This window comes from Croceibacterium atlanticum, from assembly GCF_001008165.2.
Classification (GTDB): domain Bacteria; phylum Pseudomonadota; class Alphaproteobacteria; order Sphingomonadales; family Sphingomonadaceae; genus Croceibacterium_C; species Croceibacterium_C atlanticum.
Window position 1 is genome coordinate 2881694 of sequence record NZ_CP011452.2, and the last position, 24657, is coordinate 2906350.

The 24657-nt window shown below is 62.8% G+C and carries 22 protein-coding genes; 4 read left to right on the forward strand and 18 right to left on the reverse strand.

Annotated features, from left to right (window positions below):
• Positions 1–107: 107 nt before the first annotated feature.
• The 11 genes from WYH_RS13620 to WYH_RS13670 all read right to left on the reverse strand — a co-directional run bounded on the left by WYH_RS13620 (position 108) and on the right by WYH_RS13670 (position 10753).
• Complete coding sequence (locus WYH_RS13620; protein WP_046904265.1) at positions 108–383, reverse strand: formate dehydrogenase subunit delta; 276 nt, start codon at positions 381–383, stop codon at positions 108–110.
• The gene (fdhF, locus tag WYH_RS13625; protein ID WP_046904266.1) at positions 383–3235 is read right to left on the reverse strand and encodes a formate dehydrogenase subunit alpha; all 2853 of its coding nucleotides are present in this window, start codon (positions 3233–3235) and stop codon (positions 383–385) included. Before fdhF ends, WYH_RS13620 begins: the two co-directional genes overlap by 1 nt.
• Positions 3225–3755, reverse strand: coding sequence for a molybdenum cofactor guanylyltransferase (gene mobA, locus WYH_RS13630; protein WP_046904267.1), 531 nt, complete (start codon positions 3753–3755; stop codon positions 3225–3227). The genes fdhF and mobA overlap by 11 nt, the downstream gene beginning before the upstream one ends.
• Positions 3756–3765: 10 nt before the next feature.
• Positions 3766–5322 (reverse strand): NADH-ubiquinone oxidoreductase-F iron-sulfur binding region domain-containing protein, encoded by a 1557-nt coding sequence (locus WYH_RS13635; protein WP_046904268.1) that lies wholly within the window; start codon positions 5320–5322, stop codon positions 3766–3768.
• Positions 5319–5750, reverse strand: a complete 432-nt coding sequence (locus tag WYH_RS13640; protein WP_046904269.1) for an NAD(P)H-dependent oxidoreductase subunit E — start codon at positions 5748–5750, stop codon at positions 5319–5321. The genes WYH_RS13635 and WYH_RS13640 overlap by 4 nt, the downstream gene beginning before the upstream one ends.
• Positions 5747–6586 carry an S-formylglutathione hydrolase gene (gene fghA / locus WYH_RS13645; RefSeq protein ID WP_046904270.1) on the reverse strand — a complete coding sequence of 280 codons (840 nt, stop codon included), beginning with the start codon at positions 6584–6586 and terminating at the stop codon, positions 5747–5749. Before fghA ends, WYH_RS13640 begins: the two co-directional genes overlap by 4 nt.
• Before the next feature lie 5 nt (positions 6587–6591).
• Positions 6592–6978, reverse strand: coding sequence for a VOC family protein (locus WYH_RS13650; protein WP_046904271.1), 387 nt, complete (start codon positions 6976–6978; stop codon positions 6592–6594).
• 142 nt (positions 6979–7120) lie between these two features.
• Positions 7121–7546, reverse strand: coding sequence for a VOC family protein (locus WYH_RS13655; protein ID WP_244877927.1), 426 nt, complete (start codon positions 7544–7546; stop codon positions 7121–7123).
• Between the two features lie 20 nt (positions 7547–7566).
• Positions 7567–8679 carry an S-(hydroxymethyl)glutathione dehydrogenase/class III alcohol dehydrogenase gene (locus tag WYH_RS13660; protein ID WP_046904272.1) on the reverse strand — a complete coding sequence of 371 codons (1113 nt, stop codon included), beginning with the start codon at positions 8677–8679 and terminating at the stop codon, positions 7567–7569.
• A gap of 148 nt (positions 8680–8827) precedes the next feature.
• Complete coding sequence (locus WYH_RS13665) at positions 8828–10270, reverse strand: MFS transporter (RefSeq protein ID WP_179945418.1); 1443 nt, start codon at positions 10268–10270, stop codon at positions 8828–8830.
• A 30-nt stretch (positions 10271–10300) separates the two neighbouring features.
• Positions 10301–10753 carry a Saro_0803 family transcriptional regulator gene (locus WYH_RS13670; protein WP_046904273.1) on the reverse strand — a complete coding sequence of 151 codons (453 nt, stop codon included), beginning with the start codon at positions 10751–10753 and terminating at the stop codon, positions 10301–10303.
• A 75-nt stretch (positions 10754–10828) separates the two neighbouring features.
• Between WYH_RS13670 and WYH_RS13675 the strand changes: the two genes are divergently transcribed.
• On the forward strand, positions 10829–12310 hold the full coding sequence (locus WYH_RS13675; RefSeq protein WP_046904274.1) for a lignostilbene-alpha,beta-dioxygenase: 1482 nt from the start codon (positions 10829–10831) through the stop codon (positions 12308–12310).
• A gap of 87 nt (positions 12311–12397) precedes the next feature.
• Positions 12398–13180, forward strand: coding sequence for an HAD-IIA family hydrolase (locus tag WYH_RS13680; protein WP_046904275.1), 783 nt, complete (start codon positions 12398–12400; stop codon positions 13178–13180).
• Between the two features lie 38 nt (positions 13181–13218).
• On the opposite strand, the gene WYH_RS13685 is transcribed toward WYH_RS13680, so the two are convergent.
• Complete coding sequence (locus WYH_RS13685) at positions 13219–14877, reverse strand: GMC family oxidoreductase (RefSeq protein WP_046904276.1); 1659 nt, start codon at positions 14875–14877, stop codon at positions 13219–13221.
• A gap of 111 nt (positions 14878–14988) precedes the next feature.
• On the opposite strand from WYH_RS13685, the gene WYH_RS13690 reads away from it, so the two are divergent.
• Positions 14989–15450 carry a DUF3237 domain-containing protein gene (locus WYH_RS13690; protein ID WP_425304758.1) on the forward strand — a complete coding sequence of 154 codons (462 nt, stop codon included), beginning with the start codon at positions 14989–14991 and terminating at the stop codon, positions 15448–15450.
• Between the two features lie 94 nt (positions 15451–15544).
• Positions 15545–16102 (forward strand): superoxide dismutase family protein, encoded by a 558-nt coding sequence (locus WYH_RS13695; protein WP_235980026.1) that lies wholly within the window; start codon positions 15545–15547, stop codon positions 16100–16102.
• 77 nt (positions 16103–16179) lie between these two features.
• Here the strand turns inward: WYH_RS13695 and mdlC are convergent, their stop codons facing one another.
• From mdlC to WYH_RS13725, 6 genes are all read right to left on the reverse strand, one after another.
• Positions 16180–17718: a benzoylformate decarboxylase gene (gene mdlC, locus WYH_RS13700; protein WP_046904279.1), complete on the reverse strand. Its 1539-nt coding sequence runs from the start codon at positions 17716–17718 to the stop codon at positions 16180–16182.
• Positions 17719–19350, reverse strand: coding sequence for an MFS transporter (locus WYH_RS13705; protein ID WP_046904280.1), 1632 nt, complete (start codon positions 19348–19350; stop codon positions 17719–17721).
• A gap of 144 nt (positions 19351–19494) precedes the next feature.
• Positions 19495–20349 (reverse strand): SDR family oxidoreductase, encoded by an 855-nt coding sequence (locus tag WYH_RS13710; RefSeq protein WP_046904281.1) that lies wholly within the window; start codon positions 20347–20349, stop codon positions 19495–19497.
• Positions 20350–20361: 12 nt separating this feature from the next.
• On the reverse strand, positions 20362–21417 hold the full coding sequence (locus WYH_RS13715; RefSeq protein ID WP_046904282.1) for an amidohydrolase family protein: 1056 nt from the start codon (positions 21415–21417) through the stop codon (positions 20362–20364).
• A gap of 17 nt (positions 21418–21434) precedes the next feature.
• Entirely contained in the window at positions 21435–22865 is a 1431-nt protein-coding gene (locus tag WYH_RS13720) for an NAD-dependent succinate-semialdehyde dehydrogenase (RefSeq protein WP_179945419.1), read from the reverse strand.
• A gap of 193 nt (positions 22866–23058) precedes the next feature.
• A complete protein-coding gene (locus WYH_RS13725) occupies positions 23059–24468 on the reverse strand; it encodes an MFS transporter (protein ID WP_046904283.1) in 1410 nt (469 codons plus the stop codon).
• Between the last annotated feature and the right edge of the window lie 189 nt (positions 24469–24657).

The following is a 24657-nucleotide window of genomic DNA, read 5'->3' on the forward strand; positions in this document are numbered from 1 at the left end:
TCGCCCAGGGCTTGTCGAAGCCTGGCCCTGATCTTCCGGCACCGGGCTGGAAGGAAAGACTGTCCTTCGACAAGCTCCGGGGAACGGGCCGAGACCCGCGGAGCCTGTCAGCCCGCGTCGGAATGGCCGACTTCGTCGACCTTGTTGAACTCCGTCGCCGGGCTTTGCGGGGGCGGGTTTGCGCCCGCCGCCAGCTTTTCAATCGCGGCGCGCGCAATGGGGGAGAGTGCCGCATGGTCATCGGCAAAGATCTGGGCCTTCATGCGCGGATCCCAGAACTTGTTGATGTGATCGGCAGTGGCCAGCACGGCATTGTCATGGCCGATGGCGGCGAAATTCGCGCCGATCTGGTCGGCCATGCGGCGCAGTTTTGCAGTGCTCATTACTCGGCAGGCTCCATTTCCTCGCCGGCGATGCGGCGGGCGCGGGCGGTCAGGTCGGCATATTCTTCCTGCCATTCGCTCGGGCCGTTGCTGGGCGTGACCTGCACGGCCGTGACCTTGTATTCGGGGCAATTGGTCGCCCAGTCCGAATTGTCGGTCGTCACCACATTGGCCTGCGTGGCCGGGTGGTGGAAGGTCGTGTAGACAACGCCCGGCGCCACGCGATCCGTCACCTTCACGCGCAGGGTCGTTTCACCCGCACGGCTGGCAAGACGCGCATAGTCGCCATCGCGCAGCCCGCGATTTTCCGCATCGGTCGGGTGCATTTCCAGCAGGTCTTCCTCGTGCCAGACGACATTGCCCGTGCGGCGGGTCTGCGCGCCGACATTGTACTGGCTCAGGATGCGGCCGGTGGTCAGCAGCAGCGGATAACGCGGTCCGGTCTTTTCATCCGTCGGCACATATTCGGTGACCACGAACTTGCCCTTGCCGCGCACGAAGCCGTCCACATGCATGATCGGCGATCCCTGCGGCGCTTTGTCATTGACCGGCCATTGCAGCGGTTCGCCGCTCTTCACGCGGTCCCAGGTGACACCGGCGAAAGTCGGCGTCAGGCGCGCGATTTCGGCCAGGATCTCGCCCGGATGGCTGTAATCCCACTCGCAGCCGATGGCATTGGCCAGCAGCTGGGTGACTTCCCAGTCTTCATAGCCATTGGCCGGTTCCATCACGCGGCGGACGGGCTGGATGCGCCGTTCCGCGTTGGTGAAGGTTCCTTCCTTTTCGAGGAAGGTGGAGCCGGGCAGGAAGACATGCGCGTAATTGGCTGTCTCGTTCAGGAAGAGATCGTGCACGATCACGCATTCCATGGCGGCAAGGCCGGCGGCGACATGATGCGTATCCGGATCGGATTGCAGGATGTCTTCGCCCTGGATGTAAATCGCCTTGAAGGTGCCATCCACCGCGGCATCGAGCATGTTGGGAATGCGCAGGCCCGGTTCCGGGTCCAGCGTCACGCCCCAATCGTCTTCAAACAGCTTGCGCGTATCGTCCTGCGAAATGTGGCGATAGCCGGGCAGTTCGTGCGGGAAGCTGCCCATGTCGCAGGCGCCCTGCACGTTGTTCTGGCCGCGCAGCGGGTTCACGCCGACGCCGGAACGGCCGATATTGCCGGTGGCCATGGCCAGATTGGCAATTGCCATCACGGTGGACGAACCCTGGCTGTGTTCGGTTACGCCCAGGCCGTAATAGATCGCACCATTGCCCCCCGTGGCGAAGAGGCGTGCGGCTTCCCGCACGGTCTCTGCCGGTACGCCGGTCACGGCTTCCAGGAATTCGGGGCTGTGCCTTTCATCGGAAACGAAGCGGGCCCAGTCCTGATATTCGTCCCAGTCGCAGCGTTCGCGAATGAATTCCTCATTGGCGAGGCCTTCCGTCACGATCACATGGGCGATGCTGGTCAGCACGGCGACATTGGTGCCGGGCTTCAGGGGCAGGTGATGCGCGGCTTCGATATGCGGCGATTTCACCAGATCGATCCGGCGCGGATCGAGCACGATCATCTTCGCGCCCTGGCGCAGGCGCTGCTTGATGCGGCTGCCGAAGACCGGGTGCGCATCGGTGGGATTGGCGCCGATCAGCATGATGACATCGCTGTCCATCACGCTGTCGAAATCCTGCGTGCCGGCGCTGGTGCCGAAGGTCGTCGACAGGCCATAGCCGGTGGGCGAGTGGCACACGCGGGCGCAGGTATCGGTGTTGTTAGACCCGAAACCGGCGCGGATCAGCTTCTGCACGAGGAAAGTTTCCTCGTTGGTGCAGCGGCTGGAAGTGATGCCGCCCAGCGCGCGGGCGCCATGTTCGGCCTTGATCTTCCTGATCTTGCCGGCGGCGTAATCCAGCGCTTCTTCCCAGCTGACTTCCTGCCAGGGCTGGTCGATGCTGTCGCGGATCATCGGCTTGGTGATGCGGTCCTGGTGGTTGGCATAACCCCAGGCGAAGCGGCCCTTCACGCAGCTATGGCCATGATTGGCCTTGCCGTCCTTCCACGGCACCATGCGCACCAGCTGTTCGCCGCGCATTTCGGCGCGGAAGGTGCAGCCCACGCCGCAATAGGCGCAGGTAGTGACCACGGAACGTTCCGGCTTGCCGATTGCCTTGACGTTCTTTTCCTGCAGCGTCGCCGTGGGGCAGGCCTGCACGCAGGCGCCGCAGCTGACGCATTCGCTGGACAGGAAATTGTCGTCGCTCTGCCCCGCGCTCACCATCGAAGCGAAGCCGCGACCGTCGATCGTCAGTGCGAAAGTGCCCTGCACTTCGTCACAGGCGCGCACGCAGCGGCTGCAGACGATGCACTTGCTGGGATCGAAATCGAAATAGGGGTTGGACGTGTCCGTCGTTTCGCCCAGGTGATTGGCGCCTTCATAGCCATAGCGCACATCGCGCAGGCCGACGGCGGCAGCCTGGTCCTGCAATTCGCAATCATTATTGGCGGAACAGGTCAGGCAGTCCAGCGGGTGATCGGAAATATACAGTTCCATCACGCCCTTGCGCAGCTTTTCCAGCCGCGGGGTCTGGGTCTTGACCTGCATTCCCGGCGCGACCGGGGTGGTGCAGGATGCGGGCGTGCCGCGTGCCCCTTCGATTTCCACCAGGCACAGCCGGCAGGATCCGAAGGACTTCATATTGTCCGTGGCGCACAATTTGGGGATGTCGCCGCCGCTTTCGGCCGCCGCACGCATAACGCTGGTGCCAGCCGGCACGGTTACTTCGCGCCCGTCAATGGTGAGTGTCACCATCTCGTCGGATTTGACTTCGGGGGTCCCGAAATCTTTCTGGCGTTCATAGCCCATCGCGTTGCTCCATCGCCGCCAAATCGGACGGCCTGTTTATATTAGCAGGTTTATACGCGCTCTTCACGGCCCGCGCTTTGGCGGCTTCTGCGAATGCTAGCATCGAGTGGCGTCCTTCACTCTGGAGGATCGCCTCTGCAATCGATGCGGCGTTAGCTTTCCAATGCCCTATAACCGGCTGAGTTTCAAGATATGCCGAGGGCGGAGAGAGCAGTTCGAGCAGGTTTTCCGGCAGGTTCGGGGAATCCACGCCGCAGGTCAGGACAGATTCGTAATCCTCGTCCAGCGCATGGCGCAGCCCGGCCGCCACGCCGGCCAGCGGGCCCATGCCGGGGCGCGGCCAGTCGGGGATACAGGGCGCAGGTCCGGTTTCGCGGCCCGCGATCACCACATATTCGCACCAGCCTGACATCGCATCCACGGCGCGCGCCAGCAGCGTGTGCCCGCCATATTCGGCCAGCGCCTTGTCGCTGCCGAAGCGGGTGGACAGGCCGCCTGCAAGGACGACGCCGAGGATCATGCGCCAGTCCTCACGCCGTCGTCTCGTCCAGTGCCTTCTGTTCCTGGCCCTTGCCGAAGAAATCTTCCGGCCAGTGCTTCAGCGCGCTCATCACCGGATAGGGGGTGAAACCGCCCAGCGCGCAGAGCGAACCGAATTTCATCGTCTCGCACAGATCGGTCAGCAGGCCGACTTCCTGTTCCGGCAGGCGTCCGGCGTCCTTGGGCGCATTGTGCATCACCGGCGCAAGTTCGATCGTGTCGCGCTTGCGCCCGCCATGGCGGATGCGGTCGATGATCTCCACGCCGCGAACCGCACCGATACGGCAGGGCGTGCACTTGCCGCAGCTTTCCGCGGCGCAGAATTCCATCGCGAAGCGTGCCATGGCGCCCATGTCCGCCGTATCGTCGAACACGGTGATACCGGCATGGCCGATCAGTGCATCGGCCTGGGCGTAGGCTTCGTAATCGAACGGAATGTCGAACTGGTCCGGGTGGATATAGGCGCCCAGCGGGCCGCCCACCTGCACCGCCTTGACCGGGCGCCCGCTCTGCGTGCCGCCGCCAATATCGTAAATCAGCTTGCTCAGCGGAATGCCGAAGGCGACTTCGTACAGGCCGCCATGCTTGATATTGCCGGCGATCTGGATCGGCATGGTGCCCTTGGACCGGTCGATGCCCAGCTTTGCATATTCTTCCGCCCCGCCTTCGGCCAGGATGTGCGGAATGGCGGCCATGGTCAGCACGTTATTGACCACGGTGGGGCAACCCATGAAGCCTTCCAGCGCGGGCAGGGGCGGCTTGGCCCGCACTTCGCCACGCTTTCCTTCCAGGCTGTTCAGCAGCGACGTTTCCTCGCCGCAGACATAGGCGCCCGCGCCGGTGCGCACTTCCATGTGCAGCGGGGAGATGATCGGCGCGGCCTTGCGGATCGCCTCTTCCATCTTGGCGATGGCGTGGGGATATTCGCTGCGGGTGTAGATATAGGCAGTCTGCGCGCCCACCGCATAGGCGGCGATGGCCATGCCTTCGATCAGCTGGAAGGGATCGCCTTCCATCAGCATCCGGTCGGCGAAAGTGCCGCTGTCGCCTTCATCGGCATTGACCACGACATATTTGCGCGGGTTCTTCGCGTCGGCAACGGTCTTCCACTTGATGCCGGCGGGGAAGCCCGCACCGCCGCGACCGCGCAGGCCGGATTCGGTCACTTCCCTGATAATGTCGGCCGGGTCCATCGTGCGCGCACGCTTCCAGCCTTCCCAGCCGCCGGTCGCTTCGTAATCGTCAATGCTGGTTGGCCGGGTCTTGCCCGCGCGGGCGAAAGTCAGCCGCTGCTGACCGGCTATGAAGGGGTGGGCTTCCACCGGGCCGATGCAGATATCGTCCGCCTTGCCGTCGCAGATTTCGTCCACCCGGTCCGTGGTGACGGGGCCCCAGCCAACGCCGTTCACTTCCACCAGCGGTTCCAGCCAGTGCATCCCCCAGCTGGAGACGCGGTGTACTTCGTGGCCCTTTTTCGCGAAGGCTTCCGCCACGGCATCCGCGCCGCAGGCGAGGGCGAGGGCATCATCGGAAATACGGACAATCATCGGGCGTTCTCGATCACTTTGGTCAGGCCGGCGGCATCCAGCCGGGCGTGCAGGTCATCGCCCACACGGGCATTGGGGCCGACGCTGCACAGGCCGAGGCAGTAAACCGTCTTCAGCTTCACGCGGTTGCCCGCGGCGGTTTCGGCATCAGCCATCAGCGCTTCGACGCCGCGTGCCTTGCAGGCTTCCGCGCGGCAGATCTGCACTTCGGGGCGCGGATCGGGCTGCTGGTGAAAATCGTGATAGAAGCTGACCACCCCATGCACATCCGCGCGGGTGAGGTTCAGCCCCTTGGCGATCAGCGTTTCCGCTTCGGCATCGACGAAGCCGAATTCCTTCTGCACATCGTGCAGGATGGGCAGCAGCGGCCCTTCGCGCCCGTGGTGTTCGGCGATGATCTCGCCGATCTTCTGTTCTTTGCTGCTCAAGATTTCAGCCTTTCCGCGTGCCAGGCAATATGATCGGCCATGAAGGTCGAGATGAAATAATAGGAGTGGTCATACCCCTCCTGCATCCGGATTGTTGCGGGCATATCCACATTGCGGCACGCTTCGTCCAGCAAATGCGTCTTCAGCTGCTCTTCCAGGAAATTGTCGGCCAGCCCCTGATCCACCAGCAGATCGGGCAGACGGGCGCCGTCTTCGATCAGGGCGCAGGCATCATATTCGCGCCATTTCGCGCGATCCTGGCCGATATAGCCCGTCAGCGCCTTTTCGCCCCAGGGGCAGTTCAGCGGGCTGACGATCGGGGCGAAGGCGCTGGTCGAACGATAACGGCCGGGGTTGCGCAGCGATATGGTCAGCGCGCCATGCCCGCCCATCGAATGTCCGAAAATGCCCTGCCGATCCATGTCGGCAGGAAAGTTGCGGGCGATGATATCCGGCAGTTCCTGTTCGATATAGGAACGCATGCGGTAATTCTTCGCCCAGGGTTCTTCCGTCGCATCGACGTAAAAGCCCGCACCCTTGCCGAAATCATAGTTTTCGTCGTCCGGCACATCCTCGCCGCGCGGGGATGTGTCGGGGGCGACCAGGATAATGCCGTGTTCGGCACAGGCCCGGCGATATTCGCCCTTTTCCATGACATTGGCATGGGTGCAGGTCAGGCCCGAGAGATAGAACAGCACGGGCAGCTTCGCACCGGCCGCATGTTCGGGCACGAAGACGGCGAATGCCATCTCCGTCCCGGTTGCGACGGATACATGCCTGTAAACGCCTTGCGTGCCGCCGAAGCTGCGATTTTCGCTGACTGTCTCCAGGCTCATGGAGATCAGGCCTTGGGGCCGGTGTTCGGCGCGAAGACGCAGATCTTGTTGCCATCCGGATCGCGCAGATAAGCGCCGTACATGTTGCCCGGCGAATTTTCGCGGAAACCCGGATCGCCTTCGTTCGTGCCGCCCTTGGCCAGACCGGCGGCGTGCCATTTGTCGACCGTGTCGTAATCGGCGGCGCGGAAGCCGAGAGTGTGGCCGTTGGAGACATTATGCGGTTCGCCATTGGCGGGTGTTGCCACCACCAGCGCCGTGCCCTGGCCATCGGCATAGACCGAACCATGCGGCAGTTCGTGGCCTTCATAGCCGAGAACGCCCATCGTCTCGTCATAGAAGGGACGGGACTTGCTCAGATCGTTGGTGCCGAGATAGCTGTGTGTGAACATTGGGGGGCCTCTCCTGTGTCTCTCGCTACCAGATTCGGTAGCCGGGTTCATCATATAGCCGAAGTTTTCGCCCTTGCGAAAGATGGGGCGGCATGTTTCGACCTTGCGGGGGCATCATTCCGGCATTTGCCGGACGCGTCCGCTATTCCGGCACTTCATACACGGCACATAATTCATTGCCCGTGGGATCGCGCAGATAGGCGATCCATATCTCCCTGCCGGTGGCGGGCGAGATCCGGTGCGTGGGTTCCCCTTCGCAAGGAAGGCCGCCATTGTCGAGGCCGGCGGCGTACCACGCCATCAGCGCATCCTGCGATGGCGCGAACAGGCCGAGCGTGCCGCCATTGGCATGGGTGGCCGGCTGGCCGTCGATCGGCCGGCCGATGACGAACAGCGCGTTCCCATGGCGATAGACATAGCGGCCCTTGGCGTCCGGCGTGCCGGGGCCAATGTCCAATGCGCCGAAGGTGGCATCATAGAATATGCGCGCCTGTTCGGGATCGTCGGCGCCGAAAAAGACATGTCTGAAGATGGCAGGCGCTCCCCTGCAAACCGCCCGGCCTGCCACGGGGCAGGCCGGATGCGGGATCAGTAAACCACGACCGAGCGGATCGATTCGCCCTTGTGCATCAGGTCGAAGCCCTTGTTGATTTCTTCGAGGCTGAGAACATGGGTGATCATCGGATCGATTTCGATCTTGCCGTTCATGTACCAGTCCACGATCTTCGGCACGTCGGTGCGGCCCTTGGCCCCGCCAAATGCCGTGCCGCGCCAGTTGCGGCCGGTGACAAGCTGGAACGGGCGGGTGCTGATTTCCTTGCCCGCTTCGGCCACGCCGATGATGATGCTGGTGCCCCAGCCGCGATGGCATGCTTCCAGCGCGGTGCGCATCACTTCGGTATTGCCGGTGCAGTCGAAGGTGTAATCGGCGCCGCCATCGGTCATCTGCACGATCCTGGCCACAATATCTTCGCGGCTCATGCCGGCAGTGTTGAGGAAATCGGTCATGCCGAATTTACGGCCCCATTCCTCCCGCTCGGGATTGATGTCGATGCCGATGATCTTGTTCGCGCCGGCCATGCGGGCGCCCTGGATCACGTTCAGGCCGATGCCGCCCAGGCCGAAGATCACCACATTGTCACCCGGCTGGACCTTGGCGGTATTGGTAACCGCGCCGACGCCGGTGGTCACGCCGCAGCCGATATAGCAGCTGGTCTTGAAGGGCGCGTCCTCGCGGATTTTCGCCACGGCGATTTCCGGCAGGACGGTGAAGTTCGAAAAAGTCGAACAGCCCATATAGTGATAGATCGTTTCACCCTTGTAGGAGAAGCGGCTGGTGCCATCCGGCATCAGGCCCTTGCCCTGGGTGGCGCGGATTGCCGTGCACAGGTTCGTCTTGCCGGAAAGGCAGGATTTACACTGGCGGCATTCAGGCGTGTAGAGCGGGATCACGTGATCGTCCGGCTTCACGCTGGTCACGCCCGGGCCGACTTCGCGCACGATGCCGGCGCCTTCATGGCCGAGGATGGACGGGAAAATCCCTTCCGAATCCAGGCCGTCCAGCGTGTAGGCATCGGTGTGGCAGATGCCGGTGGCCATGATTTCCACCAGAACCTCGCCTTCCTTCGGCCCTTCCAGATCGAGCTCCACGATTTCCAGCGGCTTTTTCGCTTCGAAGGCAACGGCTGCGCGGGTTTTCATCTCAATCCCTCATTGGTTTGCAAAGTGAACGATTTTTCGGCCTCATGGCCTTTTCGTTGCGTTCATGCCACCTGGAATCCGCCCTCCCGTGGCAGAAAGGCGGGCAGGGGACGGCCGGCCGCGCCGCAGCGCGACCGGCTTCATTGCCTCAGGCCGGTTTGTTCGCCGGGACGCCGGCTTCCGGCCCTTCCTGCGGGAGCGGGGTGGCTGCCTCCATCTCCTCGTCCGCATCGCGGATCGGCATGATCCAGAGCAGCAGCATGGCGAGGATCGAACCCACGCTCATGATCGCCGAGACGGCGAGCAGGTTCTCGCTGCCGCCATTGATCGTGTCGAACAGCCAGCCTGCCGCGATCGGCGAGCCTGCCGCGCCGAGACGACCGACGCCGAGCGCGAAGCCCGTGCCGCTGGCACGAGCATAGGCCGGGAAGCTGAGTGCGAAGGCCGCGTAGTAACCGACAATAGCCGCGTTCAGGAAGAACATGGTCAGCAATGCGGCGATGCGCCAGGTCCACAAGCTCTCATGGCCGAGGCCGAAATAAAGCACTGCGGCCACGCCCAGGGCCAGGGCGGCAATGGTCGGGCCCTTGAGGCCGAACTTCTTGAGGAAGAAGCCGAAGATCGCCCCGCCAATGGCACCGCCCATATTGGCGTAGGTCAGGCTGCTGGCGCCTTCCGCCTGCGTATATCCCGACAGCGCGACGATGGTCGGCGCGTTCTTGAGGATGTAATAGAAGGTGAAAGTGTGCGCCATGTATCCGAATGACAGCAGCAGCGTGATCGGGCGCAGTCGCGGATTGGCGAGGATGTCCGTCACCTTGGGCTGGGGCCCGGACGTTTCGATCACCGGCAGGCTTGCAATTGCCGTCTTGCCGAAAGCGGCCAGCGACTTGTTGATCTTTTCCAGCGCGCCCGCGGGTCGCCGCGCGGCATAGAAGGCGGGCGTTTCCGGGACCAGCAGCATGACCAGCGGGATCATCGCCGCCGTCACCACCGCGCCGAACAGGAACACATCGTGCCAGGTGCCCTGCACCAGCAACCATTCCTGTGCCGCGAAACCGCCAATCACGCCGCCGACCGGATAGCCGATGACGTAGAAGGCCATGGAAATCGAACGGCCAGTCCGGCTCGTGACTTCGGCCACCACCGCATTGGTGGAGGCGAGCATGCCGCCAATGCCGAGGCCCGTGATGAAGCGCCACGCGACGATATCCGTCATCCAGCTGAGGCCAGGTACGCCGGGAAGGATCTGCGCATAGACGGCGATGCTGGCGAGATACATGCCGAAGGTCATGACCAGCAGGCAGGCCAGCATGGTGGCCTTGCGGCCGTATTTGTCTGCCATGCCGCCCAGCAGCACCGAGCCGAAGCCCATGCCGACGAGTTCGGCCGAGAGTACCACGCCGAGCTGGGTCCGATCGATGCCCCATTCGGCCATCATGCCCGGCCCTGCAAAGGCGCTCGACAATACGTCGAACCCGTCCAGTGCGTTGAGGAACACCATCAGCGCCACGACAATCATCTGTCGCGCGCCCATCGGTGTATCCTTGATGACGGCGATGGGGTTCGCCCCCCCAGCTGGTCCTGCCATTCTTTTAAATCCCTCTCCGATCGCGCGGCCTCAATCGTGGATTCGCGCGAGCATTTCCACCAGTTTTTCGATTTCGTCCTCGGTGAAGCGGCTTTTCAGCCAGGCTTCATGCTCCTCGATGCAGCGCTTGGCCTCCACCAGCGCTTCCTCCCCGTCCGGGGTGATGAACAATTCGTGCTTTCGTCTGTCCGTTTCCGACTGTTCCCGGCGGACATAGCCGCGTTCGCGCAGGCGGTTGACGATCGTCATCGTCGTCGCCCGGTCCATCCGCAGGCGCGTGCCGATATCCACTTGGGAAATACCGGGATTTTCGGCCACGACCCACAATGCGGATACCTGTTTCTGCGTCAGGTCGAGATCAGCGAATGTCTCGGTGAAATGACGATAGACGGCCCCGTGTGCCAGCCGGATGTGGAAGCCTAATATGTCGTGCAGGCTGCCCAACTCCTTTTCCTTGCTTTCGATCAATGTCGGCGCGCTCAACGGCCTTATCCCCGAACAGGTGGTCTTGCCTAATCGTTAGTGAAGCATACAATTGGGCGCAAGGAGAGGAACAGTATGAGTCAATTCCCCGACACCCCGAATTTCACGGGATTCAACACGCCAAGCCGGATAGAGGCCGATATCAGGGATCTCGACGTGGAGGGAGAAATCCCCCGCGAGATCGACGGTGCCTTCTTCCGCGTCCAGCCGGATCCGCAATTTCCGCCCATGCTGGGCGATGACATCGCCTTCAACGGCGATGGAATGATTACCCGATTCCACATCCATGACGGCCAGTGCGATTTCAGGCAGCGCTGGGCCAAGACGGACAAGTGGAAGGCAGAAAAAGAGGCCGGCCGCGGCCTGTTCGGCATGTATCGCAACCCGCTGACCGATGATCCTTCGGTCAAGGGCATGATTCGGTCTACCGCCAACACCAATGCCTGGATCTATGGCGGCAAATTGTGGGCGATGAAGGAAGACAGCCCGGCCCTGCTGATGGACCCGGTGACGATGGAAACCGAAGGGTTCGAGAAATTCGGCGGCAAGATGACCGGCGAAACCTTCACTGCCCATCCGAAGATCGATCCGCATACCGGCAACATGGTCGCCATCGGCTATGCCGCGTCCGGCCTGTGCACGGATGATGTGACCTATTACGAAGTGAACCCCGACGGCGAACTGGTGCGCGAGGTTTGGTTCAAGGTCCCCTATTACTGCATGATGCATGATTTCGGCATCACCGAGGATTACCTGGTGCTGCATATCGTGCCTTCCATCGGCAGCTGGGAACGGCTGGAACAGAAGAAGCCGCATTTCGGCTTCGACACCACCATGCCGGTCTATCTCGGCGTCATTCCGCGCCGCGACGATGTGAAGCAGGAAGACATCCGCTGGTTCAAGCGGGACAATTGCTTTGCCAGTCACGTGCTCAATGCCTGGCAGGAAGGGTCGAAGATCCACTTCGTCGTGCCGGAAGCAAAGAACAACATGTTCCCGTTCTTCCCGGATGTGCATGGCGAACCGTTCAACGGTGCCGAAGCGATGAGCAAGCTGACCGACTGGGTGGTGGACATGTCCTCCAACAGCGACGATTTCGCGGAGATCAACCGCCTGACGGATACAGCCAGCGAATTCCCTCGTATCGACGACCGCTTCACCGGCATGAAGAACCGTTACGGCTGGAGCCTGGAAATGGACATGAGCCGGCCTTGCGACCTGAAGGGCGGCAGTGCCGGCGGTTTCCTGATGAACTGCCTGTTCCTGAAAGATCTGGAAACCGGGGCGGAACAGCATTGGTGGTGCGGCCCGGTCAGCAGCCTGCAGGAACCCTGCTTCATCCCGCGCAGCAAGGATTCGCCCGAAGGCGATGGCTGGATCGTAATGATCTGCAACCGGCTGGAAGAACATCGCAGCGACCTGCTGATCTTCGACGCGCTGGATATCGAAAAAGGGCCGGTGGCCACGGTGAAAGTGCCGATCCGCCTGCGCTTTGGCCTGCACGGCAATTTTGCCCGCAGCGAGGATATCGGGCTGAAGGTTGCCGAACCGGCCTGAGCCGATGCGTGGTGGCGGGCAGGCGTTGCCCGCCACCATACGCGCTAAACCGTTGCTTTCCGCGTCGGGCAGGGGCACCTAGAAGGCATGAAAACCGAACGGAAACCGCCCGAATGCTGGCTGACCGATATGGACGGCGTGCTGGTGAAGGAAGGGATGGCGATCCCCGGCGCGGCGGAATTCATCGCCCGGCTGATCGAAAAGCAGCGCCGTTTTCTGGTTCTTACCAATAATTCGATCTTCACCCCGCGCGATCTGGCGGCGCGGCTGGCCCGTTCGGGGCTGGACGTGCCGGAAGAATCGATCTGGACCAGCGCGCTCGCCACGGCCGATTTCCTCAACCAGCAGCAACCCCGGGGGACGGCCTATGTCATTGGCGAGGCCGGGCTTACCACGGCGCTGCACGATGTCGGCTATACGCTGACGGATGTGAATCCCGATTACGTGGTGATCGGCGAATTGCGCAGCTATTCCTTCGAAGCGATAACCAAGGCGATCCGGCTGGTTTCCGCCGGGGCGCGGTTCATCGCCACCAATCCCGATGTGACCAGCCCTTCTCCCGAAGGGCCGATCCCCGCCACCGGATCCGCCGCGGCGATGATAACCGCGGCGACGGGGGCGAAACCCTATTTCGTGGGCAAGCCCAACCCGATGATGTTCCGCAGCGCGATGAACCGGATCGAAGCGCATGTCCTGTCCACGGTGATGATCGGGGACAGGATGGAAACCGATGTTGTCGCCGGGATCGAGGCGGGACTGGAAACGATCCTCGTCCTGTCCGGCTCCACCGCGAAGGACGAGGTCGCCCGTTACCCTTATCGCCCCAGTCGCGTGCTGGATTCGATCGCGGACGTGGTGGATCTGGTCTAGCCCGGGCGCCGTGTTGCGGCCCCCGGGCTGTTCCGATCTCAGGCCGCAATGGCTTCCTTCGCTGCCTGCAGGATCATGTCGCTGCCCTTTTCGGCAACCATGATCGTGGGGGCATTGGTGTTGCCGCTGGGGATCTTGGGGAAGACGGAAGCGTCAATGACGCGCAGCCCTTCCACCCCGCGAACCCGCATTTCGGGGTCGAGCGGGAAGCGTTCATCACCCATCGCGACCGTGCCGACCGCGTGATAGAGCGTGCCGCCGGCGAGCTTGGCATAGCCGATCATTTCTTCGTCCGTGCTGCCGAAGGGATCGCCGGGCGCCTTCAGATAGGGCTTAAGCGCAGGCTGTTCCCAGATATTGCGGATGATCTTCAGCTGATCGACCACGCTCTGCCTGTCGATCGGATCGGACAGGTAATTGGGAACGATCTTCGGCGTCACCATTCCGTCGCGCGAATGGGCATGGATGGACCCGCGGGATTCCGGGCGTAACTGGCACGGATTGGAGGCGAGGCCCGGTTCCTTGTCCAGCCGCAAGCCCTGGAACTGGTTCAGATATTCCAGATCCATGCTGGCGGCCATCACGTGGATCTGGATGTCCGGGAAGTCCAGCGTATCGCGGCTCTTCACGAAGGCGCAGCCATGGGCCACGGCATAGGACAGCAGCCCCTTGCGGGTGACGCCGTATTTGGCGATCTGGCCCAGCAGCTTCACCCCGCGGCTGAGGTGGTTGATCGAATGGGCATCCTCTTTCAGCGGCGCCTGGCAGCCGATCATGAAGTGATCCTGCAGGTTTTCGCCAACCATCGGGGATTCGTGGACGACATGGACGCCCAGTTCCTGCAGCAGCGCGCCCTGGCCTACGCCGGAAATCTCCAGCAGCTTGGGGCTTTCCACCGCGCCTGCCGATACGATCACTTCGCGCCGGACCATGACCCTGCGCGTTTCGCTGCCCTGCCTGTATTCGACGCCGACGGCCTTCTTCCCTTCGAAAAGGATGCGCGTGGTCATGGCGTGGGTTTCCACCAGCAGGTTTTCACGCCCCATGGCCGGGTGGAGATAGGCAACGGCGGTTGACTGGCGGCGGCCGTTCTTGGCCGTCATCTGGAAGAAGCTGACCCCTTCCTGGTTCCCGTCATTCAGGTCTTCCTTGTAGGGTATGCCTGCCTGGGTGCAGGCTTCCACCAGTGCGGCGCTGACCGGGTGATGTTCGGGAAAATCGGATACGTTGAGCGGGCCGCCGGCGCCGTGAAATTCATTTTCGCCGCGTTCCTGGTTCTGGCTCTTGCGGAAATAGGGGAGCACATCGTCCCAGCTCCACCCGCGGGCCCCCATCTGGGCCCAGCCGTCATAATCGGCGGACTGGCCGCGGACATAGAGCAGGCCATTGATGGAGGAGGATCCGCCCAGCACCTTGCCCTTGGGCCATTTGTGGCTGCGATTGCCCGATCCTTCGTCCACTTCGGTTTCGTACAGCCAGTTGACCTTGGGATCGTTCAGCGTTTTGCCAAAGCCGATCGGCGTGTGGATCATCATGTTGGACATGAACTGCCTTGGTTCATGCAGCGGGCGGTCGTCACCCCCGGCTTCCAGCAATACGACGCGGTGTTTCCCGTTTTCCGTCAAACGGTTGGCCAGCACGCAGCCAGCGCTGCCCGCCCCGATGATGACATAGTCCGCGTAGAGATCCGCCGCCATTTCATTCTCCTCTCAGCAATTTTTCACGCGTGATTTGCGCGACTCGCTTGTTCCTGAAGCTAAGGTCCTTAAGCTGTCCGGTCACTGAAAACATGGCCGGGGGGAATGATCTTGATCAAGCCAGAGCTTGAGTTTGTCTATGAAGCGGGCGGAGATCTGGAGCCGCCGCGCGAAATCGGCAAGGTCGTGGATGGCACCCGCCGGATCATTCCGATCGTGGGCGGCGGCTATGTGAAAGGGCCGAAAATCAGCGGCAAGCTGGTCGGCAATTCGGCAGACTGGCAATTGACTCGGTCCGATGGCGTGACCGTGGCGGACGCGATCTACGCCATCGAAACCGATGATGGCGCACTGATCCAGATCCGCAACAAGGGGCTGCGCCATGGCCCGCCCGAAGTCATGGACCGGTTGCGCCGGGGCGAGGAAGTGGACCCGGCCGAATATTATTTCCGCACCGTGCCGGAATTCATCGCGCCTGAAGGCCCCTATGACTGGCTGAACAAGTCGATCTTCGTCTGTTCCGGCGCGCGTTATGCCAGCGGCATCAAGCTGTGGGTCTGGCGGGTCACATAGATCGGAAATTTCGGCGCCGCCCGCTCCGTAACAGGGAAACGGGAACGGTTGCGGCGCTCGCTCACTGTCTCTGAACAAGGAAAAGGAGAGTCCCTTGCGCAAGATTACAATGTCATCTGTTGCCGTTCTCGCTCTCGGGCTCGCGGCCTGCGGTTCGCCCGAGCCGACCGAGGAAGCGGTAGAGGAAACCCCGGTTGAGGCCCAACCGGCCGTTCAGGCATCTGCCACGCTGATGAACGCCGAAGGCGTGGAAGTGGGCACCGTGACTGCCTCCGAAACGCCCGATGGCGTGATGATCGCGGTCAACGCCACCAATATGCCGCCGGGCGAACATGGCGTGCATGTGCACACCACCGGAACCTGCGAAGCGCCTGATTTTACCAGCGCGGGCGGCCATTGGAACCCGGAAGAAACCACGCACGGGCTTGAAGGTGATGACGGCCAGCACGCCGGCGACATGCCGAATCTCGAAGTCAGCGAAACGGGCATGGGCACGCTGGAATATACGCTGCAGGGTGGCGCCACATTCGCTGGCCTGATGGACGAAGACGGTTCCGCCTTCATCGTCCATGAAGGTGCGGACGATCAGACGACCGACCCGTCTGGCGACAGCGGCAGCCGCTATGCCTGCGGCGTGTTTGCAATGAACTGATCAGACCGATCACGCGATCCTGGCGGGCGAGGGAGCGGCTGCTTCCTCGCCCGTTTCATGTCAGGCCCATCTGCAATTCAGGAAATGCGGATATCCAGCAATGTTGGCCCGTCCGTGCCGAAGCTCCAGGCCAGGGCGGCATCGAGACTGTCCACCTGTTCCACCTTTCGCGCGGCCACGCCCTGCGCTTCTGCCAGCTTCACGAAATCCAGGCCCGTCAGATCGCAGCCCGGCACGTGGTTCATGCCGAATTCGGCGGAAAAGCCGGTCAGCGCCGCATAGGCGGAATTGTTCAGGACGACGAAGCTGACATTGGCCTTCTCGTTCTTCGCCGCGAACAGGCCCTGAATCGTATACATGGATGCGCCGTCGCCCAATATGGCGATGACCTTGTCATTCTGCCCCAGTGCGATGCCGATCGCGGCCGGCAGGGAATAGCCCAGCCCGCCGCTGGCACAGGTGTAGAAGCCGCCCTCGCGGGTGATGGGCAGCGTGTCATGCTCCGGCCCGCGCGCCGTTGGCGCTTCTTCCACGATCACGGCTTCGGCCGGGCGCAATGCGGCGACCCGTTTCAGCACATGGGCGGCATTCATATCCGGCTGCGGTTCAGCCAGCTTGCGCGGTGTGCCGGACCATGCGCGTGCGGTAACTTTCTGTGCCAGCGATTGCAGTCCGGCTGCCACATCGCCCAGAACGCCGCCGCCGCCGGGCAGGGATGCCAGATGCTGCGGATCGTCGCTCAACGCCGCCAGTTTGGCATGGGCCGGCCAGTGCGGGCCGCTACCTTCCACGTGATAGGTGAAGACCGGTGCGCCGGCGACCAGGATCGCGTCATGCCCGGACAGCAGATCACGCAGCTGATCGCGCCATGCGGGCAGGAAGCCGGCGAATTGCGGATGATCTTCGGGGAAGGTTTCGCGCGCGGCATAGGGGGCGGCCCACACGCTGGCGCCGCAGCGTTCGGCCAGCGCGATCGCGCTTTCCCATCCGCCGCAATTGGCAACGCCCGTGCCCAGAACCAGCGCCGGGTTTTCCGCCGCGTCCAGCATGTTCGCCAATCGCTCTATCCCGGCGGGATCGGGCATGGTCCGCAATATCAGGTCGGGCAGGGCCGGCATTTCGCATTCCCGGTCCCAGTCATCGACGGGGATCGACACGAAAACCGGGCCCATTGGCGGGGTCATCGCCGTGGCGAAGGCGCGGGCCAGGGCCAGCGGCACATCTTCCGCCCGGGCCGGTTCGACCGAGAATTTCACATAGGGACGGGGGAATTCCGTCGGCCGTTCCGCAAACAGGAACGGATCGTGGGGCAATATGCTGCGCGCCTGCTGCCCGGCAGTGACCACGACTGGGGCGTTGTTCTTGTAGGCAGTGAAGAGATTGCCCAGCGAATGGCCGGTGCCCGCGCTGCTGTGCAGGTTGACCAGTGCGGGCCTGCCGCTGGCGCGGGCATAGCCATCGGCCATGCCCATCACCACCGCTTCGTTCAAACCCATCACATAGGGGAAGGGCATCGCCTTGAGCATGGGCAGTTCCGTACTGCCCGGATTGCCGAACAGGCGATCCACGCCGAAATGTTCGAACACCTTGAACGCTGCTTCACGGACGGTCGGCATTTACAGCACTTCTCCTCCCTTGCGGGCACGGTCGAGCATCGTGCTTTCGTCCCTCTTCACGCGCATCAGCACGATCAGCAGGCAGATGACTGCCAGCGGGGCCAGAAGGTTTACGGACATGATCGCCTGCCCCAGATCGCCGCCATTCCGGTCGGACACGATGCCCACGAAATACGGGCCGATACCCAGCCCGAGCAGGGTCATGACGATCGTATAGGTCGAAAAGGTAATCCCCCGCATCCGCGGCAGGACCAGGCCCAGCATCAGCGCATAGGCCGGCGGCAGCCACAGGGTCAGGATCAGGCTGTAGGCGACGAAACGCAGATAGAAGCTGCCCGGATCGTCAGCACTGAAGGCCCAGATGCCGAAGAAGGGCGAAATGCCCAGCGACACCAGCACCAGCAGCACCATTCCGCGCATGCCCATTCGCGATGTCAGCCAGTCGGACAGCGGGCCGGCCACGATCGGGCCGACCATGCCCAGGCCCGCAGCCAGCAGGCCGAACTGGACGCCGGCCTGTGCCGGGCTGAGCCCGAAATCGCGGATCAGGAAGGACGGGGTGAAGCCCATCACGCCGTAATTGATCGAAGTCTGCAATCCACCAACGACCATCAGCAGGATCAGCGATGGCGACAATACGACATTATAAGTCGGCTTGTCGGTCAGCTTGAAGCTCTGGAACAGGTTGAGGATCACGAACATGCCGAAACCGACCACCGACCATTGCAGGATATGCGGATCGACCGGCAGCCCCATCACGTCCAGCGACGGGCGCGGGGAAAAGGATTGGGTCATCAGCGTCATGCCGGTGCAGAGAGCCAGTATCACGGCCAGGCCGATGAAATTGATTGCCCACTGCTTCGCGCCTGCATTGCGATGCCAGAGATAGAACCAGTTGCTGCCCGGCGTGACTGCGCCCAGCACATTGGCGCTGGCCTTGAACGGATGCGGGTCTTCGGGCGCCTTGATCCCGTCCATCGCGCCGCGTTCCGGCTCTTTCATCGTGTAGATGAGATAAGCGAGCGGAAAGCCGGGGAGCGACGCGACGATGAAGGCGAATTGCCAGCCGGCAAAGCCCAGCGGGGCGTCGCCGTCAGGGTAAAGCCCGTCCCACCATTCGGCGACGATGCCGCCCAGTGTCATGGACAGGCCAAGGCCTAGCGCGAGGCCGATGCCGAGCCCGGCCATGCCGATGCCGCGCCGGTTGCGCGGGAAGCTGTCGAAGATGATCGAATTGGCCGCGGGCTGTGTCGCCCCTTCGCCGATACCCACGCCGAGGCGGGAGATCGCCAGCAGCAGGAAGCCGTTGGCGAAGGCGGCCAGTCCGGCGCAGAAAGACCATGCGCACAGGCAGATGCCCAGCAGCCGGGTGCGGATCCAGCCATCCACCAGCCGCCCCAGCGGCAGGGAGAACAGCGCATAGAACAGGGCGAAGACCGTGCCGTAAAGCAGGCCGAGTTCAGCATCGCCAATGCCCAGATCGCGGCGGATATCCGTTGCGAGGATGGACAGGATCTGCCGGTCCAGCAGGCTCATCGCCTGGGCCGCGGATACCAGCGTCAGGGCATACCACCCGGCGCGAGTTATCCCGGCAGACGGATTCGGTTTCTCGGTTTCGGCGCTGGTCGCCATTACTGCCCTCTCCCTCCCAAGTTTCTCCCCCTCGGCTCGCAAGGGAGCGGAGAATCACGACATATTCTTTGCGGCGGAACGATGGCCCGCGCCAACCCTCCGCCCGGTCTGGACTTCCCCCTCATGCGTGGAGGCTTTCCCTGTTCAGCGCAATGCGCGCGCGATTGTTTCGCTGATCGGCGTGGTCGGACGGCCGGCCAGCTTGCTCAGATCCTTGCTTTCCTCATGCAGTTCGCCCGCAGCGGTCAGCGCGCTGGTGCTGGCCAGCATGGCGGCAACGGGCGGAGGCAGGCCGGCGCCTTCCAGCACCTGCGCATATTCCGCTTCGCTCAGATCCTTGTATTCCACCGTCTTGCCCGACTGGCGGGAAAGCTCGGCCGCGAAATCGGCCATGGTCCAGCTTTCATCCCCGGCCAGTTCATAGACCGATCCGCCTTTGCCATCCACCAGCGCGGCGGCCGCGCCAGCGGCAAAATCCGCGCGGCTGGCAGAGGATATCCTGCCGTCCCCGGCCGCCCCCAGGATCACGCCCGTTTCCAGCGACTGGCCGATGCCCATCGTGTAGTTTTCCGAGTACCAGCCATTGCGCAGCAGGTCGTAATTCAGCCCGCTATCGGCCAGCAATTTCTCGGTCGCGACATGTTCGGGCGCCAGTTGCAGCTTCGACCGGTCGCCATGCAGGATCGAGGTATAGGCGATATAGGAAACGCCCGCCTTTTTTGCCGCGTCGATCACATTGCCGTGCTGCCGCTTGCGTTCGCCCACGGCGTTGCCGGAAATCAGCAGCACACGGTCCACGCCATCCAGCGCCGTTTCCAGCGATGCCGGATCATCGTAATCGCCCTGCCGGACCTGCACGCCCTTTGAGGCGTAGTCGGCCAGTTTCGCGGGATCACGCGCCAGCGCGACGATATCGGCGGGCGCGACCTTCAGCATCAATTCGTCGAGGGCGAGACGGCCAAGCTGGCCGGTCGCCCCCGTAATGGCATAGGTGGTCATCGCGGTACCTCTCTACAGCTTGAACCAGCGTTCCGCATTGGTCTGGAAGAACTTCTTCTTCTGCGAATCGCTGATCGCCAGATTATCCATCCAGCGTACCTCGTCCGGCAGGTACTCATAGGGGTAATCCATCGCGTACATCACGCGATCTTCGCCCATCACCTCGATCATCAGCTTGATCGCCGGTTCAAAGGCCATGCCGCTATTCGTGGCCAGCACATTGTTGCGCAGATAGTGGAACAGATCGTGCTGCAACGGCTTCAGCCGGGGATAACGCTGCGAACGGACACCGGCGCGGTGCATGTAATCATGGCGATAGATCCAGTAGGGGATCGCTTCGCAGCCATGGCCCAGCATCATCTGCAGGCCGGGATAGCGGTCGAACACGCCGGTGGTCAGCATGCGCAGCCCATGGAATGCGGTTTCCACGCCAAAGCCGAACACGGCGCCGTCCAGCCCCGCTTCCACCATGCTGCCGATCATCGCGTCGGGCGGCCCCTGCGGATGGATATAGAGCGGCAGGTCAAGATCGGCGCAGGCGCGCAGGATCGGGTCGAACTGTTCTTCGTCCAGATAGTGGCCATGGGTATGGCTGTTCACCTGCACGCCGTGGAAACCCAGCTCTTCCTTGCCGCGCTTCAGTTCCTGTGCGGACCATTCCGGATCCTGCGGGGCGATGGCGATCATTCCGTAAAAACGGTCCGGATAGCGTTCGCACGCCGCCTTCAGGTGATCATTCGCATTGCGGGCGATGCGCTTTGCTTCTTCGGCATCATGCATCGACTGCACGCCGGGGCTGGTCAGCGCCAGCACGGCCTTGTCGATCCCGGCATCGTCCATCGCCTGCAACCGCAGCGGCCCCAGATCGAGCAGCCTTTCGCGGATGAAGGTGGTGCGTTCCGATGTGCTGGTGCCGTAAAAGCCCCACAGCGAAACCGTCCCCTTGTCCGCGCGGCCTTCCTTCACCAGCCGCAGGATCGCGTCCATCTGTTCTTCGGTGGCGAAGGCTTCCTCTGTGGCGATGCGCAGATATCCGCGGTCGCCGCCGGTCTTCAGTTCATGCGTCATTATATGGATCCCTGGATTCAGCCTTCGTGGACAGCCTTGGTGACCATGCAGGCGAGCACGCCTTCGGGGCCGTCTTCACTGCCGTGGCCGGACCATTTCACCCCGCCAAAGGGGCTGTCCGCGCCGCCGATCATGTGGCTGTTGATGCCGACCATGCCGGCTTCGATCTCTGCCGCAAGCCGCTGCTGCCGCTTGGCATCCCCGGTCCAGGCATAGGCGGCCAGGCCATAGGGCAGGCGGTTCGCCTCGGCGATCATTTCTTCCTCGCCCTTGAACGGGTTGATCAGTGCGACCGGGCCGAAGGGCTCTTCCGTCATGATATCCGCATCGAGCGGGATTTCGGACAGGACGGAGGGGGCATAGAAGAAGCCCTGATTGCCGATCCGCTCTCCGCCCGTGCCCAGCCGGGCGCCCTTGTCCTTGGCATTGCCGATCAGGCGGTCCATCGCTTCGGGGCGGCGGGGATTGGCCATCGGGCCCATCTGCGTGCCTTCTTCCAGGCCATCGCCCACCTTCACCTGCCGGGCGCGTTCGATGAAACCGTCACGGAATTTCTCGAACACGCTTTCTTCCACGATGAAGCGGGTGGGGCTGACGCAGACCTGGCCGCAATTGCGGTATTTGCCGCCCACGGCGGTTTCCAGTGCCTTGTCGATATCCGCATCGCCAAACACCAGGACCGGGCCATGGCCGCCCAGTTCCATCGTCGTGCGCTGCATGTTTTCCGCGGCCAGCTTCACCAGATGCTTGCCGACCACCGTCGACCCGGTGAAGCTCAGTTTCCGGATGATCGGGCTGCCCAGCAGGTGGCGGCTCACTTCGTCCGGCACGCCGAACACGGCCTGCGCCACTTCCTTGGGCAGTCCGGCATCCAGCAGACATTGCAGCACGCCCAGCGCCGAAGCCGGGGTTTCCTCCGCGCTTTTCAGGATTACCGAACAGCCAGCGGCGATCGGCGCGCCCAGCTTGCGGCCCGGATTGCCAAGCGGGAAGTTCCACGGCGCAAAGGCGGCCACGGGGCCGACCGGTTCATGCCGCACGGTGGACCGCATCCCGTCGGGGCGGACCAGTTCGCGGCCATAGAGGCGGAATACTTCCCCGGCATAGAAATTGAACAGGCCGACATTCATCATCACTTCGATGCGGCTTTCGGCCAGCGGCTTGCCCTGTTCCATCGTTGCAGCGCGGGCCAGGTCTTCCTTGCGCTCTATCATCAGGCGGGCGGCGCCCTGCAGCACGTTGGCGCGTTCCTGCGGCGTGGATTTGCGCCAGATCCGGAAGCCCTTTTCCGCCACTTCCAGCGCGCGATCCAGATCGGCGGCTTCGGCCAGCGGCAAGGCGCCGATCTGTTCCCCGGTAACCGGATTGACGACGTCGAATGTGCGCCGTCCGCCACCGGAAATATTCTCTCCGTCGATAATCATATGCAGGGAAGGATAATCTGCCACGCGCGGCTCCTCTAAGCGTTCGTGCTGCGGGATCGGCGCGTCATGCAGGGCCGTCGCCGGCTGGGCAATAGCCGGCTTTGCCGTATGCAGGACACGAACCTCTCCCAATTCGTATGCTTTGCTTACAATTCTGGAGCGGCGGCGGGAAGCTGTCAACGCCTGCTGTTTTCCACCCGTCGCAAAACTCTGCGGATCAGATGCCCTGCGCTTCGAGCCGCATGACTTCTTCGCGATAGGGCTTGATGGCCCGCCACATGAAGAAAGTGGCCAAGGGCATGAAGATAGCCGCCACGATCAGCAGCGCTTCCCACAATTTGGCCGGGTCGCCAACGATCAGGTCGCTGACAGTGCCGATCACGAAACTGCCCATCGCGCCGAAGAACGTATACATGAACAGATACAGCGCAGTGACCTGGCCGCGCATCTCGTTCGGCGCGATACGCTGGATCGCGGCGTTCTGCGCCGGTGCGCCGGCGAGGCCGCACAAGGTCGTCATCGCCATGCAGCCCAGTGCCAGTTCCGCCGTGGGCATCAGCGGGGCGGCGATGGCGAAAACGGTGGTGAAGCTGAAGATGATCGCCGTGGCGCGGATATTGCCGTCCTTGTGGCGCTTGTTCATCCAGCTGACGAAAAAGCCGCCGATCAGCAGGCCCGCCAGGCTCGCGCCCAGAAGCAGCGGCGCCAGCAGATTGCCGATTTCCGCCTCTGTCCAGCCATAGGTGCGGGCGATGAAGGGCACGCGCCATGCGGGCAGGCCCTGGCTTTCAATGGCTGACATGCCCAGCGCGATGAACAGCGGCCAGTAAACGGCGCCGCGCAGGTTGATCGCCTTCAGCGCATCCAGCCCGGTAAAGGCCAGGATCCGCCGTCCCAGCGGTGCGGTAGAGGGCACCAGCGGCTTGGCACCGGCCGGATTGCGGCGGGGTGGTTCCTTCACCGTCAGGAACAGCAGCGCAGTCAGCAGGCCGGGCACGCCGATGATGATCAGGATCCATTGCCAGCTGAAAATGGTCAGGCCGGCAAAGCTGCTGGTTTCGGGCAGCGTATCGGTCCACGCGATCATCCGCCCGCCGCCCCATGTGCCCAGTGCGCTGGCCAGAACATAGGATAGCTGCATCAGGGCGAAGACCAGCGGAATGCGCATCGGGCGGAAATAATCCGCCATCATCGAATAACTGCCCGGCCCATTGGCCGCGCCGCCCGCGCCGACGAACAGGCGCGATCCGATCAACTGGCCGAAACTCTGCGCCAGCCCGCCCAGCGCGGTGATGGTGCCCAGCACTGCGATGCTGGCGGAAAGGACCAGCTTGCGCGGGTAGAGATCGACCAGCCGGGCAAGCGGGATGCCGACGAAGACGAACGCAACCACGCTGGCAGGGCCGAGCACGAAGCCCAGCGCGCTGTCGGACAGGTTGAAGCTGCCCTTTATCCGTTCCGCCAGCATGGCGAAGACCGTGGTGTCGAAGAAATTGAGGAAGGTGGCGAGGATGATAACGAACAGGGCATAGAAACCGGCCCGTTCGCTGGGCCAGGCCATTTCTTCCCTGGCCGGTTCGCCATCCTGTGCGGGCGGCAATTCCTGTACATTGGGCGCGATGGCCATTCGACATCCTCCCCTGCGAACCGGGCTCTTGCGGCCGTCAGCAAGATTATTTCCGCTTGCCGCTGCTTCTAGGTGGCGAATACAAAGAGGCGAAATAGAAAATTTGTCGCATTCCGTCGCAAGCGATGGAACCCGCGGCGGGAGAGGATAGCCAGATGAACGGATACCGGCAGCCGGAGCCCCGGATTT

Excerpts from the sequence above, each read along its gene's own strand:
- WYH_RS13620 (WP_046904265.1), bottom strand. The coding sequence starts at position 383 with ATGAGCACTGCAAAACTGCGCCGCATGGCCGACCAGATCGGCGCGAAT.
- fdhF (WP_046904266.1), bottom strand. The coding sequence starts at position 3,235 with ATGGGCTATGAACGCCAGAAAGATTTCGGGACCCCCGAAGTCAAATCC.
- mobA (WP_046904267.1), bottom strand. The coding sequence starts at position 3,755 with ATGATCCTCGGCGTCGTCCTTGCAGGCGGCCTGTCCACCCGCTTCGGC.
- WYH_RS13635 (WP_046904268.1), bottom strand. The coding sequence starts at position 5,322 with ATGATTGTCCGTATTTCCGATGATGCCCTCGCCCTCGCCTGCGGCGCG.
- fghA (WP_046904270.1), bottom strand. The coding sequence starts at position 6,586 with ATGAGCCTGGAGACAGTCAGCGAAAATCGCAGCTTCGGCGGCACGCAA.
- WYH_RS13650 (WP_046904271.1), bottom strand. The coding sequence starts at position 6,978 with ATGTTCACACACAGCTATCTCGGCACCAACGATCTGAGCAAGTCCCGT.
- WYH_RS13660 (WP_046904272.1), bottom strand. The coding sequence starts at position 8,679 with ATGAAAACCCGCGCAGCCGTTGCCTTCGAAGCGAAAAAGCCGCTGGAA.
- WYH_RS13665 (WP_179945418.1), bottom strand. The coding sequence starts at position 10,270 with ATGGCAGGACCAGCTGGGGGGGCGAACCCCATCGCCGTCATCAAGGAT.
- WYH_RS13675 (WP_046904274.1), top strand. The coding sequence starts at position 10,829 with ATGAGTCAATTCCCCGACACCCCGAATTTCACGGGATTCAACACGCCA.
- WYH_RS13680 (WP_046904275.1), top strand. The coding sequence starts at position 12,398 with ATGAAAACCGAACGGAAACCGCCCGAATGCTGGCTGACCGATATGGAC.
- WYH_RS13685 (WP_046904276.1), bottom strand. The coding sequence starts at position 14,877 with ATGGCGGCGGATCTCTACGCGGACTATGTCATCATCGGGGCGGGCAGC.
- mdlC (WP_046904279.1), bottom strand. The coding sequence starts at position 17,718 with ATGCCGACCGTCCGTGAAGCAGCGTTCAAGGTGTTCGAACATTTCGGC.
- WYH_RS13705 (WP_046904280.1), bottom strand. The coding sequence starts at position 19,350 with ATGGCGACCAGCGCCGAAACCGAGAAACCGAATCCGTCTGCCGGGATA.
- WYH_RS13710 (WP_046904281.1), bottom strand. The coding sequence starts at position 20,349 with ATGACCACCTATGCCATTACGGGGGCGACCGGCCAGCTTGGCCGTCTC.
- WYH_RS13715 (WP_046904282.1), bottom strand. The coding sequence starts at position 21,417 with ATGACGCATGAACTGAAGACCGGCGGCGACCGCGGATATCTGCGCATC.
- WYH_RS13725 (WP_046904283.1), bottom strand. The coding sequence starts at position 24,468 with ATGGCCATCGCGCCCAATGTACAGGAATTGCCGCCCGCACAGGATGGC.